Genomic DNA, 15,897 nt, shown 5'->3' on the forward strand with positions numbered 1-15,897 from the left:
CCCGCCGATCGGGTCGGTGTCCACCGTAGGAACCCCCGAGGGAGACGATGAATGGCTGATCGACTCGATTCGATGTCCGATCGTCTCTTCGTGGCGGACGGGCGGATAGGCTCGCCGGGTGGACATCCTCACCGACGCCGTCGCCTCCGTACGGACCGGGAAGCCCGTCTCCGCCCGCACCGACTGCCGGGCGCCCTGGGGCCTGCGCTTCGCCGAGCAGGCAGGCGCCGGCTTCCACGTGGTGCTCTCCGGCACCTGCTGGCTGATCGAGCCGGGCGGCGCGGCCACCCCGCTCGGCCCCGGCGACATCGTCTTCGCGCGCAGCGGACGCGAGCACGTCCTCGCCGACGACCCCGGCTCCCCGGTCGTCGACTACCGGGCCGACCTCAGCTGGCCCCGGCTGCCGGAACCGAGCCCCGCCGATCCCGGCACCGGCCCGGCCACCTCGATCCTCTGCGGCTCCTACCTCCTCGACCAGGAGCGCCCGCACCCGCTGGTCGCCACCCTGCCCCCGCTGATCCACCTGCCGGCCCGGCGCGGCCGCCACACCGCGCTCGCCTCCGCCGTCGACCTGCTCGCCGCCGAACTGGAGCAGCCCGGCCCCGGCTCCGACGGCATCGTCGCCCAGCTGATCGACCTGCTGCTGCTCTACATCCTGCGCGCCTGGCTCGACGAACAGCCGGACGCCGCCGCGGTCGGCTGGGCCGCCGCCCTGCGCGACCCCGCGATCGCCCCCGCGCTGAAGGCGATCCACGCCGACCCCGGCGGCGCCTGGACGGTCGAGAGTCTCGGCGCCGGCGTCGGCCTCTCCCGGGCGGCGTTCGCCCGCCGGTTCACCGGCCTGGTCGGCGAACCGCCGCTGGCCTATCTCACCCGCTGGCGGATGACCACCGCGGCCGGACTGCTGCGGCACTCCGACACCCCGATCGCGGTGGTCGGCGACCGGGTCGGCTACCGCTCGGAGTTCGCCTTCGCCAAGGCCTTCAAACGGGCGTACGGGCTGCCGCCCGGCCAGTACCGGCGCCGGGCCCGAGACGCCGCCTGACCCGGGGACGGGCGCCGCCGGCCCACCGCGTCCAACACGCCGAGGTCGGCCGAGGGGGCGCGTGCGGACGGTCCGCGGCGGATACTGGCGCCATGGTCCAGAACCCAGAGAACCCGGAGTTCCCCGAAGACTACGACGAGGAGTCGCCGGCCGTCATGGAGGCGGAGGACGAGGAGCGGGAGGTGGCCGAGCGCCAGGGCGACGAACTGGAGCAACTGCGCGAGCGGCGGGCCCTCGGCGCGGACCAGGCCGACGACGGCGACGCCGTCGAGCAGTCCATGGTCGTCTCCCTCGACGAGGACGACTACCGGGACTGAGGCACGATCCTCAGGGGCGGCGGGAGCCGCTCAGGGGCGCGGGGAACTGCGCAGGCCGGGAGTGGGTACGCCACAGAATTCGGGCCGAGCGCCGATCCGTACGGCAGCCCGATCCGAATTGCGCAGTTCCCCGCGCCCCTGGGGTGCTGCCCTGACGGGTGCTGCATACGGTGCGGGGCTTACAGCGCCCGCTGCCGCTGGAGCCAGGTGAAGGCGAGCCAGCCGGGGAGGACCGGCAGCAGGAAGACCAGCAGCCGGAAGAGCATCACCGCGGCGAAGGCGCTGCCCTGGTCCATGCCGCCGGTGTGCGCCAGGCCCTCCGTCAGCAGGCCCTCCACCACGCCCGCGCCGCCCGGCGTGGGTGCGGCGGAGCCGGCCGCGTTTCCGGCCAGGAACACCACGGCGACCGCGCTGAAGGACGGCCGGGCCCCGACCGCCAGCGCGCAGCAGTACAGGCAGGCCACGAAGGCCGTGGACACCAGCAGTTGGCCGGCGATGCCGGCCGCCAGCTTGCCCGGCTGCTGCAGCAGGTCCAGCAGCCGCGGCAGCACCTCGGCCCGCAGCGGCCTCAGCAGGCCGGCGATCCGCCGTCGCAGCCAGGGCACCGCGAGCGCGGACAGCAGGACGGCGGCGACCAGGCCGAGTCCGGCCGCGAGCCAGGCCGGGCTGGGCAGTTCGGTCTGCGGCCCGAGGCCCACCAGGGTGGTGAAGAAGGCGAGTTGCAGCATGTGCAGGGCCAGGCCGACCAGCTGGGAGGCGCCCACGCTGGAGAGCGCCTGTGCGGTGGGGATCCCGCTTGCCTGCAGGAAGCGGGTGTTCAGCGCGATACCGCCCACCCCGCCGGGCGACACCAATTTGACGAAGGAGCCCGCCACTTGGGCGGCCAGTGCGCCGCGCGGGTCGAGCCGTTCCGGGACGAAGCCGATGAATCCGAGGGCGGCCGCGCCGTAGCTGGCGGCCGCCGCCACGACGGCGGCCGAGAGCCAGAGCGGGTCGGCGTCGGCCACCGCGCGGAAGGAGTCCAGGCCGGAGCCGAACAGCGCCTGCAGCAGCAGGTACCCGCCGGCCATCCCGGCCGCCACGGTGGCCAGGGTGCGCGGCCTGAGCCGCTCCAGCCGGACGGGTTCCACCGGCGCCTGCGGGCGCAGCCGCAGCACCTCCGCGCGTATCGCGGCGGCAAGTTCGGGCTGCTCGGCGAGCGCGTCCCGGGTCGCCCGGGGCAGCGCGATCGGCTGCAGCAGCGGGAGGGCGCCGCCGATCGCGGCAGGCCCGAGCACCGCGGCGCCGGCGGCGACCGTTCGCTCCGCCCCGGCCCGCAGCGCCAGCGCGGTGAGCATCCCGGCCACGTCCAGGCGCAGCAGCAGTTCGCCGGCCGCGATCTCGCCGTGGGCGAGTTCGGTGAGCTGCACCTCGCCGTCCGGGCCGAGCCGGACGGTGTCGGGTCCGAGGGTGCGGTGGGCGATGCTGCGCCGGTGCAGCAGCCGCAGTTGCCGCCAGGCGTCGTGCAGGACCTCGTCGGTGACCTCCTCGGCGCGGACGCCGCCGAGCGGTCGGCCGGGCAGGTGGCGGTAGGCCACCAGGGCGGCGTCCGGTCCGAGTTCGGCGGCGGCCAGCGGTTCCGGGGTGCGCACCCCGGCCGCGACGGCGGCGTGCGCCACCAGGGTCTGGTGCTCCAGGCCCTCGCGGAGCGAACGCAGGCCGAGCGGCAGCGGTGCGGTGCGCAGTCGCAGCAGCTGCCAGACGTGCTGCGGGAGGCCGAGTGCGGCGGCGCGCCGGTCGAGCAGCCGGACGTCCAGGTCGGGGCGGTCCTGGTGCTGGGTCACCAGGTACCGGCAGGGGCCGGCCACCCGCACGGTGTTCGGGCGGGTTCCGGCGTTGCGCAGGGTGACCCACAGCTGCAGTTCGGACGGCTCGCGGGTGGGTTCGCCGACCGCCCAGGCGACCAGGTGGGCGGTGGTCCATCCGACCAGCAGGGCGAGCAGCACCGAGAGCGGGGTGGCGTAGCCGGTGAGCAGTCCGGACAGGCCGGCGGCGGTGAGGGTGGCTGCCAGTGAGGCCCGCCAGCGGGGCAGTCCGCCGGTGCCGACGGCGGTCATGAAGGCCAGTACCGGGGCCAGGTGCCCGTACACCGGGTCGGTGCGGCCGGGGCCCTCGGGGAAGGGGTGGGTGAGCGCGGTCAGGCCGCCGACCGCGAGGTCGAGCAGGAGCGAGACGGTGTAGGCGAGGACGGCGGCGAGCACGCCGTCGGCGACCTGCCGGCCGGCCCGGCGCAGTACCCGGCCGACGGCGAAGGCCAGTGGCACGAGCAGCAGGGCGGCCGCGCTGCAGGCGGCCAGCAGCCGTACCGGCGGCCGGGGCAGCAGTCCGGTGCCCTCGACGACGTCGGCGTCCAGGCCACCGGCGGTGCCCTGGGCGTACTGGGCGAGCAGCAGGAGCAGGCCGATCGCGGCGAGCCCGATCAGGGCGCGGATCAGCGCCGCCGGGTGCCGCACCCGGCGGTGACGCGGTGTCGCGGGCGCGGTCCGCAGTTCTCCTGCGGGGGTCAGCGTGGCCACGCGGCATGCTCCCACATCCCCCGGACGGGGGAGTGCGACGCCGGTCACGGGATCCGTTCGCCCGCCGGGCCGCCCGCCGTGCGTGCGTCTGGGCCGGGTGTCCGGGCCGGAGGTGCGGCCCGGCCGGCCGGGGGTGCAGGGAGGAGTGAAAACGCTAAAATCCGGACATAACACCCCGTGCGGCCGGCGTTCCCGAGCCCCGCGGCCCCCCGCGGGCGGCCCGGCTGCCGAAGGGAGGCCGACCATGGCCAAGCAGACCACGGGCAAGATGACCAAGCTCCGCCGCGGCACCCAGGAACTCCTCGAACGCCGCGGTATGGCGAGCAATCCGGGCCCGCTCGCCCCGCAGATGCACACCGACACCGCCTCCGCCGCCCGCAGTGGGCCGTACTTCGGCGACGCGATGTTCAGTCACGGCGGGCGCCGCGCCTCCACCACTGCCGGGCCGATGGCCGGCGTCGCCCACCACGTCGAACTGCCGGGCCACCGGCACCGCGGCGCCGAGAAGCACTCGGCGCACTGAGCCCCCGCCCGTACCCGTCCGCGCCCCGCCGGCGACGACGGGGCGCGGCCGTGCGCCGCCGCGGAAGGACGCCGATGCGGAAGAGTGGGGCACCGTGCCGCCGCCCGGCGGCCGTTCCCGACGCGGAGGAGCACCGCATGTCCGACAGCCCCCTGCTGCAGACCCGTGAGGAGTGGCTCGCCTCGCTGCCCAGGGTGTACGCGGCCGCCGGCTGCCTGATCACCGACCCGCAGGGCCGGGTGCTGATCGTCAAGGCCGGCTACCGCGAGCACTGGCAGTTCGTCGGCGGCACCGTCGACCTCGGCGAGAACCCGCAGCAGTGCGCCACCCGCGAACTGCACGAGGAGACCGGCATCGAGAAGGAGGCCGGCGAGCTGCTGGCCGTCGCCTGGACCAACCCGTCCGGCGAACTCGACCACCCCGCCTGCCACTTCCTCTTCGACCTGGGGACCCTGCCGGCCGACACCCCGATCACCCTGCCCGCCGGCGAACTCGACGACCACCGCTGGGCGGAGGTCGACGAGGCGCTCGAACTCCTCGGCCCGGCCCGCTCGCTGCGCCTGTCGGCCGGCCTCGCCGCCCGCGCCGACGGCCGCACCAGGATCGTCACCAGCCCGGTCAGCGGTCTCTGATCAGCGGTCTCTGATCAGCGGTCGTCGAGCAGCGGTCGCAGCCTCACAGGACGAGCTTGAAGCCGTCGTGGCTGCGCTCGAACCCCAGCGAGGCGTAGAAGCGGTGCGCCTCCGTCCGGCGCTTGTTGCTGGTCAACTGGACGAGGCCGCAACCCTGTTCGCGGGCCCGGTCGATCGCCCGGGCCAGCAGCAGCCGGCCCAGCCCGCCGCCGCGCCGGTCGGCCCGGACCCGGACGGCCTCGATCAGCGCCCGCTCGGCCCCGCCCCGGCCGAGGCCGGGGATGCGGGTCAGCTGCAGACAGCCGAGCACGGTGCCGTCGCCCTCGTCGAGCACCAGCAGTTCGTTGCGCGGGTCCGCCTCGATGGCGGCGAAGGCCGTTTCGTACGCTGCCCCGACCTGCACCGAGGCCGGATCGGTGACAGCGGATTCGTCGGCGAGCAGGGCGAGCACGGCGGGCAGGTCGCCGCGGGCGGCGGTACGGACGATCACAGGGGGAGTCTGGCAGATGGAGATCCTGGAGTACCCGGAGGCCGAGGTGCCGGCCGGGCTGCGCGCCCAGGTCTGGGCCCTGCAGGAGCAGGCCTGGCCCACCGGCGGGCCCGACCCCGGGGTCAGCCACGACCGGGCGCTCGACCCGCGGAGCATGCTGCTGGTCGACGGGCCGCGGGTGGTGGCCGCCCTCGACCTGCTCGGCAAGGAACTCCGGCACCGCGGCGAGGTGTTCGCCGTGCGCGGCCTGTCCGCGGTGGTCACCGACCCGGCCGTCCGGGGGCGGGGTCACGGGCTGGCGCTCGTCACGGCGGCCCGTGCGCGGATCGCCGCGCTCGGCGCCGACCTCGGCCTGTTCACCTGCGACCGGCCGCTGTGCGGGTTCTACGAGCGGGCCGGCTGGGAGGTGCTGCCCGGCGCCGTCCTGGTCGGCGGTACGGCGAAGGAGCCCTTCCCGAGCGACCGGCCGGGCTTCGACAAGGTGGTCCTCGCCGGGTTCTTCTCCGCGCACGGCCGGGCCGGCCGGAGCGGCTTCGACCGTGCCCGGATCGACCTCCACCCGGGCACGGTCGACCGCCTCTGGTAGCCGGCCCCGCCCGGGCGGTCAGCCCAGCAGCCGAGTCCGGACCGCCGCGGTGTCGGCCGGCGGCAGGAAGGCGGCCGGCTCGAACTCGGCGATCGTCTCCAGCAGCGCCGCCTCGGCCGTGGTGCCGGCCCGGTCCAGTACCGCCTCGATCTCGGCGGTCTCGTCGGGGCGGCCCAGCATCGCCCAGAGCGGACGCAGGTTGCCGGCGCTCAGCAGGTAGTCGTCGACGATCGCGTCGGCCGTCACCCCGGCCAGCGCGAGCAGCACCAGGGCGGCGAGCCCGGTGCGGTCGCGGCCCGCCCCGCAGTGCACCACCACACCGCCGGGCGCCGCCCGGCCGACCGCGGCCACCACCTCCGCCACCGCGCGCGGGCAGTGGTCCAGGTACGGCCGGAAGGCCAGCGGGGTGCCGTCCAGGCCGCCGAACCGGGCCCACCAGTCAGGTCCGGCCAGCTCGTCCAGCGGCACCCGCACCAGCTCCACGCCGTCCGGGCGCTCCAGCAGCGGCCGGTACTCCTCCTCGTTGCGCAGGTCGATCACGGTGCGGATCCCGTACGCCTGCAGTGCGGCCCAGCCCTCGGCGGTCAGCCGGTCCAGGTTGTCGGCGCGGACGACGGCCCCCCGCCGGGTCCGCCGGCCGTCCCGGGTGGGCAGCCCGCCGAGCTCGCGCACATTGAGGCAGCCGTCCCACACCAGGCGCCGGTCGTCCGTCATGTCCCGTTCCCCCCATGCCGTTGCGGGGGTCCCTGCGAATCCCCCGGAGATCAGACTCCCGGGGGTGCACCGATGGTTCCCCCGGCACCGTCCGGCACCGGCGCCCGGCCGCTCAGGCGCCGAAGGACCAGAGGTCCCGGCCGGCCGTGTCGCGGCAGCCGACGGCGGCGAAGCGGGTGTCGCCGACCGAGAGGAAGCCGGTGGCGGCGCCGCGGAGCACCTCGCGGGCGACCGGGTCCGCCGGCGACCAGTCGCCGTACAGCCGCAGCGTCCGGCCGGTCAGCTCGGTCCGGCGGATCGGGGCGACGTCGGCGAGCCGCAGCGCCGCGTTGACGTCCACCAGCTCCTCGGGCGCGAGGTAGCCCTCGGTGGCCCCGGAGGCCGTCTCCAGGCGGCGGAGCAGCTCGGGCAGCCCGTAGTGGCGGACGGCCGACACCGTGTCCTGGACGGCGACCGCCCAGCGCGGGCCGGGGGTGATCTGCCACCACACGTCGCCGCCGACCGGTAGCAGCCCGCCGATCCCGGTCCGCCAGGACTCCAGACCGGTGACCGCGTTCGGGTTCGGCCGCAGTGCCCGCCGGGACCGGTCGGCCGCCCAGGCCGACTTGGGGGTGAGCCCGAGGTTCACGGTGTAGCGGACGAGGTGGTCGTCGGCGACACCGAGCTCGATACCCAGCAGCGCCCAGTGCTCCTCGTCGGGCAGGGCGAAGGTGTGCCGCCAGCCGGTGAAGCCCATGGCGCGCAGGGCGGGCGCGAGATGGTCGCGCATGCCCTCCGCGAAGAGCGTCCGGGCAGTGGTCATCACGGTGTCCTGAGGGTAGGCGGGGTCCGGTGGGTGGGCGGGACCGGGCGGGCCGCGAGGGGGTGGAGCGGCCCGGTCCAACGTATGCCCCGGTCACCTCTGTCGGCTGCGGACGAATGACAGCCGCTGCCAGGACATTGGTCCCGTCGGCCGCGGACCTCGGGCCCGCACCGCGGACCTCGCCCCTGTCGCCCCACGGCCGCACCGTGATGGCCCATGATGTGGCGGGTGCACAGTGCAGATCACCACGGGCCGGGCGTCGGCGACCCGGCGGGCCACACCACCAGCCCGGACCACCCGCCCGGCCGGACGGCGGACCTCACCGCGGCCGTGGCGGCCGCCCGGAACGGCGACGAACAGGCCTTCCGCCTGCTGTTCAGAGCCGTCCAGCCCGGACTGCTGCGCTACCTGAGAGTCCTGGTCGGCGGCAGACCCGAGGACGCCGAGGACATCGCCTCCGAGACCTGGCTGCAGATCGCCCGCGACCTCGACGGCTTCCGGGGCGACTCGGACGGCTTCCGCGGCTGGGTGGCCACCATCGCCCGCAACCGCGCCATGGACCACCTGCGCCGCCAGCGTCGCCGCCCGGTCGCCGACCTGCCCGTCGAGCATCTGCTCGACCTCGCGGCCGCCGAGGACACCGCGCACAGCGCCATCGCGACCGTCACCACCGCCGACGCGCTCGCCCTGATATCCCGGCTGCCCCGCGACCAGGCCGAGGCCGTCCTGCTGCGCGTGATGTTCCAGCTCGACGCGGAGAGCGCCGCCCGGGTGCTCGGCAAGCGCTCCGGCAGCGTCCGGATGGCCGCCCACCGCGGGCTGAAGCGGCTGGCCAAGCTGCTCGAACAGACCGGCGGCCCGGCCGCCGGACTGCCCCGGCAGCAGCCTCCCGAAAAAAATTCCGCGCGGGGTGTGACGCCCGCGCGGACCGCGACGCTGAAGGACATGAGATGAGCAAGAACCGATCCCACCGGATCGACCGGGACACGGCCGAGCAGCTGCTCGGCGGCGCCGCGGTCGGCTCGGAGGCCGGTCCGGCCTCCCTCACCGGTCATGCGGCCCTCGCCGGGCTGCTCGCCGCCGCGGCAGCACCACCCACCGACGGCGCACTGCCCGGGGAGGAACAGGCCGTGGCCGCCTTCCGGGAGGCTCGTCGCACACCTGCACCGCACCCCGGGAGAGCGACCATGGCGGACCACGCGCGAAGGAGGACCTTCACCTTGAAGGCACTCGTCGCGGCGTTCGCCGTGACCGCCGTCGGCGGTGTCGCCGTCGCCGCGGGCACCGGCAACCTGCCGGAGGCCCTCGGCGGCAGCCCGGCCAAGGGGCACGCCTCCGTCGCACCGGCCGCCTCCCCGGCCGACCCGGCCTCCGCGTCCCGCGCCGGCAGCACCCCGAGCGGGCGGCCGACGGCGTCCGGCAGCGCCGACCGCACCGACACCGCCGCCTCCCCCTCGGCCGGCTCCGCCTCGGCACCGGCCTCCGCGCTGCCCGACCTCACGGCGCTCTGCCAGGTCTGGACGGACCGCTCGCACAGCGGCACCAAACAGCGCGACCTGCTGGCCGAGCCGCGGATGGCACCGCTGGTCGCGGCGGCCGGGGGTGCCGCCAAGGTCGACTCGTACTGCAAGTCGGGCAAGGGCGGGACCGCCACGGCGAGCCCGTCCGCCACCACCGGCGCGGGCCACGGCGGCCAGCCGAGTGCCTCCCCGACGAAGGGCGAGCGGACCCCGGCCCGCACCGCCACCCAGGACCTCCCCGAGGTCGCCGGCCAGGTCGGTGCCGCGGTGAGGTGACCTCAGAGACTCCGGACGGCCGGCGGGCACACTCCCCCCGGGCCCGGCGGCCGTCCGGTGACCGCACCACCCCGAAGACTCCGGGGGGTCGGTGGGTTCCCCCGTGCCCACCGCCTCCCCGGGAACCGCTCCGGACGGGCGCAGGAACTCCCCCGGGTCCTTGCGCCCGTCCGGATCCGCCCCGGGCGGGCGCCACGGAGCCCCGGGCGGGCGGTGGATTCCCCCGTGTCCACCGCCCGTCCGGCCCGCGCCGGACCCGCGGGCGACGATTGGAGCACCCGTGACCGAGGACACGCTGCGGATCCCCCGCGTGGCGGTGCCACCACCGGACGCCCCGGTGTTCGTGGACGGCAGCGGCCGCCGCCGGCGCCTGGTCCGCCGGGCGGGCTGGCTGCTCACCGTGCCCGCCGCCGGCTACCTCGGCCTGCTCGCCTCCAGCCTGGTCGGCGGCCCGACCCTGAACGCCCCCTTCCTGCCCGCCCTGCCCGCGCCCTCCGTGACGCCGGCGGCCACCGTGCCCACAGCGCCGTCAACACCGGAGGCGGCCGGTACCGCGCAGGCGCCCGGCGCCGCCGGACCGACCGGCATCCGCACCGCCACGGGCCGGCCGACGGCGCCCGCCAGCCGTACCACGGCGCCCACCACCACGCCCACCACCACGCCCGCGACCGCCACCGCGACGACCACGCCGAGCCCGACCCACGGCCGCCCCACCGCACAGCCCAGCCGCAAGCCCACCAAGACCCCGTGAGCGCGACCCCGTGACCACCGCCACTCGCCCCCGCAGGAGCCGCGGCCGCCGGGCCGCCGCCCGGCAGACGCCGCTGCGCACCCACTGGTTGCTGCTCACCGTGCTCGTCCTGACCCTGGCGGCCGCCCTGCTGCTGCAGGGCTACACCCGGCACATGTACGGGAACACCGCCGACGGTGCCGCCCCCGCGGGCGGCAGCAGCGCGGCCGTCCCCGAGGAGGTGAGCACCGGCGGCCCGGTCATCGCGGCGGCCGAGGACGGCACCGCCCGCACCGCCCGCCCCGCTGCGGGGACGATCGCCCTCACCTTCGACGACGGCCCGGACCCGCGCTGGACCCCGCAGATCCTCGACGTGCTCCGCCGCCACGGCGTGCACGCCACCTTCTTCACCGTCGGCACCCAGGTCGCCGCCGAACCCGGCCTCGCCCGCCGGATCGTCGCCGAGGGCCACCAGATCGGTGTGCACACCTTCACCCACACCGACCTCTCGGCCGTCGCGCCCTGGCGGCGCACGCTGGAGCTCCGCGAGTCCCAGCTGGCGCTGGCCGGTGCCACCGGAGTGACCAGCACGCTCTTCCGGCCGCCCTACTCCGCCGGGAACGACGCGCTCACCGACGCCGGCTGGGACGCCGTCCGGCAGGCCGGCCGGGACGGCTACCTCACCGTCCTGACCACCCAGGACACCGAGGACTGGCGCCGGCCGGGCACCGAGGCGATCGTCGCCGCCGCCACCCCGAAGGGCCGCGACGGCCAGGTACTGCTGATGCACGACGCCGGCGGCGACCGCAGCCAGACCGTGGCCGCCCTGGACGTCCTGCTGCCGCGGCTGCAGGCGGCCGGCTGGAAGTTCGACACCGTCTCCGCCGCCGTCGGCACGACCGAGCCCGTACGCGCCGCGACCGCCGCCGAGCACTGGCAGGGGCTCGCACTGATCGCTGTGCTCGGCGCCAGTTCCCGGCTGCTCGACCTGCTGGACTGGCTGCTCTGGGCGGCCGGCGCGATCGGCGTGCTGCGCGCGATCGCCCTCCTGGTCGCGGCCCATCGGCACAAGCGGCTGCGGGCCCGCGGCTGGGGGCCGCCGGTCACCGAACCCGTCTCGGTGATCGTCCCCGCCTACAACGAGAGCGCCGGCATCGAGGCCGCCGTCCGCTCGCTGCTCGCCTCCGACCACCCGGTCGAGGTGATCGTCGTCGACGACGGCTCCACCGACGGCACCGCCGACCTCGTCGAGTCGCTGAACCTCCCGTACGTCCGGGTCTTCCGGCAGCCCAACTCCGGCAAGCCCGCCGCCCTCAACCTGGGCCTGCGGTACGCCCGTGCCGAGCTCGTGGTCATGGTCGACGGCGACACCGTGTTCGAGCCGGACGCCGTGCGGATGCTCGTCCAGCCGTTCGCCGACCGCCGGGTCGGCGCCGTCTCCGGCAACGCCAAGGTGGTCAACCGCGGCGGCCTGCTCGGCCGCTGGCAGCACATCGAGTACGTGGTCGGCTTCAACCTGGACCGGCGGCTCTTCGACCTCGCCGAGTGCATGCCCACCGTGCCCGGAGCGGTCGGAGCCTTCCGTCGCTCCGCGCTGCTGCGGATCGGCGGCGTCGGCGAGTCGACCCTCGCCGAGGACACCGACCTCACCATGGCCCTGTGCCGGGCCGGCTGGCGGGTCGTCTACGAGGAGCGGGCCAAGGCCTGGACGGAGGCCCCCGCCTCGCTGGGCGCCCTCTGGCGGCAGCGCTACCGCTGGTGCTACGGCACCCTGCAGGCCATGTGGAAGCACCGCGGCGCGCTCCGCCAGCGCGGCCAGGCCGGCAAGCTCGGCCGCCGCGGCCTGCTCTACCTGCTGATGTTCCAGGTCCTGCTGCCGCTGCTCGCGCCGGTGGTCGACGTCTTCACCCTGTACGGACTGGTCTTCCTCGACCCCGTCCGGATCACCGGCCTCTGGCTGGCCTTCATGCTCATGCAGGTCGCCATGGGCGGCTACGCCTTCCGGTTGGACGGCGAGAAGCTCGGCCCGCTCTGGACACTGCCGCTGCAGCAGGTCGTCTACCGGCAGCTGATGTACCTGGTGGTGATCCAGTCGGTCTGCACCGCCCTGGCCGGATCCCGGCTGCGCTGGCAGCGGATGCAGCGCTACGGCAGCCTCTCCGTTCCGCCGCCGTCGGCTGGAGCAGCGGCGGGCCGCTAGGGTGCACAGGTGCACGAGGCGGGCGCCGAGGCCCGGACCACGGAAGCGAGAGGAGCCGGACGGGTGATCGGACGCGCGCTGAACGGCCGCTACGAGCTGACCGAGATACTCGGCGTCGGCGGCATGGCCACCGTGTACCGCGGCACGGACCACCAGCTGGGCCGCCAGGTCGCGGTCAAGGTGCTGAACGGCGGCCTCGCCGACGACCCCCGCTTCGCCGAGCGCTTCGGCCGCGAGGCCCAGCTCGCCGCCATGCTGGTCCACCCGCGGATCGTCATGGTCTTCGACTCCGGTGTCGACCAGGGCTCCCCGTACATTGTCATGGAGCTGGTGCAGGGCCGGACGCTCGGCGCCCTGCTCGCCGAGCAGCGCATCCTGCCGCTGGAGCGCGCGGTCGGCATCGCCGCCGCCGTCTGCGAGGCACTGGAGGTCGCGCACGCCGCCGGCCTGGTGCACCGGGACGTCAAGCCCGGCAACATCATGATCTCCGACGACGGCGGCGTGAAGGTGGTGGACTTCGGCATCGCCCGGGCCAACGCCTCCGCCGGACAGCAGCTCACCCAGAGCGCCTCCGTCCTCGGCACCGCCTCCTACCTCTCGCCGGAGCAGGCCACCGCTGCGCCGCTGGACGGCCGCTCCGACCTGTACGCGGTCGGCTGCGTACTCACCGAGATGCTCACCGGCGCCCCGCCGTTCACCGCCGACACCCCCGTCGCGATCGCCTTCAAGCACGTCTCCGAGCAGCCCGCCCCGGTCTCGCTGCACCGCCCGGAGATCCCGCCCGCGCTGGACGTCGCGATCATGCGGCTGCTGGCCAAGAACCCCGAGGACCGCCCGGTGAGCGCCGGTGCCGCCCGGGCCGAGCTGCTGGCCGCCGTCCCGGTCGCCGCCGCCCAGGACCGCACCAGCGAGCTGCTCGGCGCCGCCACCCAGGTGCTCCCGCCGGTGGCCGGCCCGCAGGGCGGCTTCCCGACGCCCCCGTCCTTCCCCGCCGCCGGTCAGCAGCCGTACGTGGAGCAGCAGCGCACCTCGCTGCTGCCGCAGATGGACATGCCGCCCACCGCCGCCCCCGCGTGGGCGGACGAGGCGGACGAGCAGTCCGAGCCGGAGCGCCGCAACCCCTGGCTGCTGGCCGGTGCCGGCGCAGCCGTACTGGTGGGCGTGGCCGCGGTGGCGGCGTTCGTGTTCAACGGTGGTCCGGACGGCGAGGGCACCGCGGCGGCCGCGACCCCCGGCGCGTCGGTCACCGCCACGGCCCCCGCGGCCCCCTCGTCGGTGCCCAGCCCGACGGCCTCGGCCTCGCCCTCCCGCTCGGCCTCGCCCTCCGCCGGCCGGCTGAGCGCGGCGGCGGCGGCCCTGGCGGACCTGCGCTCCGACATCGCCGGCACCGAGCTGGCCAAGGAGAAGGACCGCAAGGAGTCGCTGCTGCGCACCCTCGACGCGGCCTCGGACGCGATCAGCAGCGAGGACTTCTCGGCCGCGGAGGACAGGCTGAAGTCGGCCCAGCGGACGGTCCGCGACCTCGGCAAGCGGCACGCGCTGCCGCCGGCGACCTTCGCCTCCTGGCAGACCCGCCTCGCGGCGATCACCGCCGCGGTGCACGCCAAGGCGGACTGACCGGCCCGCTCAGTCCGGGCCGGACGGCCCCTCCGGCGTGCGGCCGATCCGGCGTCCCACCAGGTTGCGGGTCCGCCGGCTGACGGAGGTGGCGCCCGCGGTCAGGAAGATCAGCGTGTAGAGGATCTGCAGCATCACGATGCCCCGGGCCTCCTGGCTGACCGGGGTGATGTCGCCGTAGCCGACCGTGGCCATGGTGATCACGGTGAAGTACAGGGCGTCCAGCCGGGTCGTCAGGATGCCCTCGAACGTCCCCGGGGTGCGGGCCAGCGACAGGTAGGCGGTCGCGAAGACGATCAGGGCCCCCGCGATCAGCAGCATGATCACGAAGGCGGGGTGGCCGGGCCGCTCGGTCAGCTCGGACCAGATCTCGTGCATCAGCGCGGCGGCCAGGGCGACCAGCGCCAGGGCGAACGTCGTCCAGCTGACCGCCGGGTGCTCCGGGCCGAAGACGCCGATCGGCACCAGGAACCACGCCGTCAGCATGAGGGCCGGCCCGCCGAGCATGGCCACCAGGCCAAGGATGTTCGGACGCTGCCTCACGGGCGCACCTCCATCACCGGGGCCGCCGGTGCGTCGCCCGGCTCGTTGAGCAGTTCGACCGCCGCGAGGACGACCAGCAGCGCCACCCCGAGCCGGACCGCGACCCCTGCGGTCGGACGGTCCCAGAGCAGCAGCACGAGCACGGCCGCGCCGACCGCCGCCCAGCAGAGCCAGGCCTTGAACCGGTGCACGAAGCGGCCGACCGGCCCGGGCCGCAGCCCCATCCGCTCGGCGGCCGTGCGGACGCCGCCCAGCCCGGCCTCCCACAGGCCGCGCACCGCGCCCGCCGAGCGTCCCCGGCCGGACAGCCAGGCGCCCAGGGCGGCCAGCAGGCCGAGCGCGATCACCAGCCGGACGGCGTCCCGCAGGTAGCGGACGAGGGTGTCGTAGACCGCGGCGGCGGCGTCCTGGTCGACGCCCGCGGGCAGCCGGTCCAGGTAGACCGCCCGGAACGCGGTCAGCCCGAGGCCGAGCAGTCCGGCCGCGGCTGCCGCCCCGAGCGCCGCGGCCACCGCGGCCCGGTGCCGCCGCACCGCGAGCAGTACCCCGCCCACCGCGCAGGCCGCCGCCAGCACGGCCACCCAGTACCCGGCCAGGGACAGCAGCCGCAGCAGCGTCCGGACGTGCGTCACCTGGTCGGATCGGACCAGCACGTACGAGGTGTGGATCTCCGGGATGCGCGAGGCGACCTGCACGCCGTCGGCGACCAGCGCCTGCTTGGCCCGGTCGATCACCGGCGCGAGGTCGAGGGTGACGGTGTTCCCGCGGACCTCGACGCCGCCGCCGCCCTCGCCGGTGAGCGCCCGGTCGACGGCCGCGTGCGCGCTGCGGTTGAGCTCCTCCCAGGTGGCCGGGAAGGCGTCGCTCCGCACCAGCCGCTGCACGCCGTCGTGGACGAGCCCGGTGACGCCGCTGTCCAGTGCCGAGCCGAGCCGCTGCAGCAGCGCGTCCAGCAGTGGTGCGCCGCCGGGGGCGAGGTCGGAGACCAGGGAGTCGACGGGCAGCCGCTCGACGACGGCCGCGGTCACCCGGTTCGTCACGGCGGCCTGCACCGCCGGGTCGTGGGCGAGCGGCGCCATGGTCGCGACGTACCGGTCGGGGTCGCTGATCTCCGACTTCGCCCAGGCGGCGACGACGGCCGGGGGAGTGAGCAGCACCGCCAGCACGATCAGCACGGCGGCCGCTGCGGAGCGCAGGGGTCGCCGTGCCGGTGACGGGGTCGGAGCGGGCCCGTCCGGCCCGTCCGGCGGGCTGCTGGCCATCGGTGCCTCCACACGGGGATGCGTCCGTCCCAGCAGACACCGGCTCCGACGGTCGGGCCAGTCGGCGAGAACGCCGGAGCCGCCG

16 protein-coding genes are annotated in these 15,897 nt (G+C 75.8%); 10 read left to right on the plus strand and 6 right to left on the minus strand.

Annotation, left to right across the window (positions count from 1 at the left end):
- Positions 1–118: 118 nt before the first annotated feature.
- Both KSNIM_RS20795 and KSNIM_RS20800 read left to right on the plus strand, forming a co-directional pair.
- The gene (locus KSNIM_RS20795; protein WP_263104700.1) at positions 119–1,045 is read left to right on the plus strand and encodes an AraC family transcriptional regulator; all 927 of its coding nucleotides are present in this window, start codon (positions 119–121) and stop codon (positions 1,043–1,045) included.
- A 92-nt stretch (positions 1,046–1,137) separates the two neighbouring features.
- Positions 1,138–1,362 carry a hypothetical protein gene (locus KSNIM_RS20800; protein WP_263104701.1) on the plus strand — a complete coding sequence of 75 codons (225 nt, stop codon included), beginning with the start codon at positions 1,138–1,140 and terminating at the stop codon, positions 1,360–1,362.
- A 179-nt stretch (positions 1,363–1,541) separates the two neighbouring features.
- Here KSNIM_RS20800 and KSNIM_RS20805 read toward each other — a convergent pair whose 3' ends face one another.
- Complete coding sequence (locus tag KSNIM_RS20805; protein ID WP_263104702.1) at positions 1,542–3,917, minus strand: lysylphosphatidylglycerol synthase transmembrane domain-containing protein; 2,376 nt, start codon at positions 3,915–3,917, stop codon at positions 1,542–1,544.
- 244 nt (positions 3,918–4,161) lie between these two features.
- Here KSNIM_RS20805 and KSNIM_RS20810 point away from each other — a divergent pair, with 244 nt between their 5' ends.
- Together KSNIM_RS20810 and KSNIM_RS20815 are read left to right on the plus strand one after the other, a co-directional pair.
- A complete protein-coding gene (locus KSNIM_RS20810; RefSeq protein WP_263104703.1) occupies positions 4,162–4,440 on the plus strand; it encodes a hypothetical protein in 279 nt (92 codons plus the stop codon).
- A gap of 137 nt (positions 4,441–4,577) precedes the next feature.
- Positions 4,578–5,072, plus strand: a complete 495-nt coding sequence (locus KSNIM_RS20815) for an NUDIX domain-containing protein (protein WP_263104704.1) — start codon at positions 4,578–4,580, stop codon at positions 5,070–5,072.
- Between the two features lie 43 nt (positions 5,073–5,115).
- Here KSNIM_RS20815 and KSNIM_RS20820 read toward each other — a convergent pair whose 3' ends face one another.
- Positions 5,116–5,562: a GNAT family N-acetyltransferase gene (locus KSNIM_RS20820; RefSeq protein ID WP_263104705.1), complete on the minus strand. Its 447-nt coding sequence runs from the start codon at positions 5,560–5,562 to the stop codon at positions 5,116–5,118.
- Positions 5,563–5,578: 16 nt separating this feature from the next.
- On the opposite strand from KSNIM_RS20820, the gene KSNIM_RS20825 reads away from it, so the two are divergent.
- Positions 5,579–6,148, plus strand: a complete 570-nt coding sequence (locus KSNIM_RS20825; protein ID WP_263104706.1) for a GNAT family N-acetyltransferase — start codon at positions 5,579–5,581, stop codon at positions 6,146–6,148.
- 18 nt (positions 6,149–6,166) lie between these two features.
- On the opposite strand, the gene KSNIM_RS20830 is transcribed toward KSNIM_RS20825, so the two are convergent.
- Both KSNIM_RS20830 and KSNIM_RS20835 read right to left on the minus strand, forming a co-directional pair.
- Positions 6,167–6,862, minus strand: coding sequence for a tyrosine-protein phosphatase (locus KSNIM_RS20830; RefSeq protein ID WP_263104707.1), 696 nt, complete (start codon positions 6,860–6,862; stop codon positions 6,167–6,169).
- Between the two features lie 112 nt (positions 6,863–6,974).
- A complete protein-coding gene (locus KSNIM_RS20835; protein WP_263104708.1) occupies positions 6,975–7,664 on the minus strand; it encodes a DUF4304 domain-containing protein in 690 nt (229 codons plus the stop codon).
- Between the two features lie 219 nt (positions 7,665–7,883).
- Between KSNIM_RS20835 and KSNIM_RS20840 the strand changes: the two genes are divergently transcribed.
- The 5 genes from KSNIM_RS20840 (at position 7,884) to KSNIM_RS20860 (ending at position 14,007) form a co-directional block, all read left to right on the plus strand.
- Entirely contained in the window at positions 7,884–8,618 is a 735-nt protein-coding gene (locus KSNIM_RS20840) for an RNA polymerase sigma factor (RefSeq protein WP_263108043.1), read from the plus strand.
- Positions 8,615–9,460 carry a hypothetical protein gene (locus KSNIM_RS20845; RefSeq protein ID WP_263104709.1) on the plus strand — a complete coding sequence of 282 codons (846 nt, stop codon included), beginning with the start codon at positions 8,615–8,617 and terminating at the stop codon, positions 9,458–9,460. The genes KSNIM_RS20840 and KSNIM_RS20845 overlap by 4 nt, the downstream gene beginning before the upstream one ends.
- A gap of 280 nt (positions 9,461–9,740) precedes the next feature.
- The gene (locus KSNIM_RS20850; protein WP_263104710.1) at positions 9,741–10,211 is read left to right on the plus strand and encodes a hypothetical protein; all 471 of its coding nucleotides are present in this window, start codon (positions 9,741–9,743) and stop codon (positions 10,209–10,211) included.
- A 10-nt stretch (positions 10,212–10,221) separates the two neighbouring features.
- A complete protein-coding gene (locus KSNIM_RS20855) occupies positions 10,222–12,390 on the plus strand; it encodes a bifunctional polysaccharide deacetylase/glycosyltransferase family 2 protein (protein WP_263104711.1) in 2,169 nt (722 codons plus the stop codon).
- A gap of 63 nt (positions 12,391–12,453) precedes the next feature.
- Positions 12,454–14,007, plus strand: coding sequence for a protein kinase domain-containing protein (locus tag KSNIM_RS20860; RefSeq protein WP_263104712.1), 1,554 nt, complete (start codon positions 12,454–12,456; stop codon positions 14,005–14,007).
- Between the two features lie 9 nt (positions 14,008–14,016).
- Here the strand turns inward: KSNIM_RS20860 and KSNIM_RS20865 are convergent, their stop codons facing one another.
- Both KSNIM_RS20865 and KSNIM_RS20870 read right to left on the minus strand, forming a co-directional pair.
- Positions 14,017–14,550 (minus strand): potassium channel family protein, encoded by a 534-nt coding sequence (locus KSNIM_RS20865; protein ID WP_263104713.1) that lies wholly within the window; start codon positions 14,548–14,550, stop codon positions 14,017–14,019.
- Complete coding sequence (locus KSNIM_RS20870) at positions 14,547–15,812, minus strand: hypothetical protein (RefSeq protein WP_263104714.1); 1,266 nt, start codon at positions 15,810–15,812, stop codon at positions 14,547–14,549. The genes KSNIM_RS20865 and KSNIM_RS20870 overlap by 4 nt, the downstream gene beginning before the upstream one ends.
- Positions 15,813–15,897: the final 85 nt, after the last annotated feature.

The sequence above is a fragment of the Kitasatospora sp. DSM 101779 genome (assembly GCF_025655475.1).
In the GTDB taxonomy this organism is placed as follows: Bacteria; Actinomycetota; Actinomycetes; order Streptomycetales; family Streptomycetaceae; genus Kitasatospora.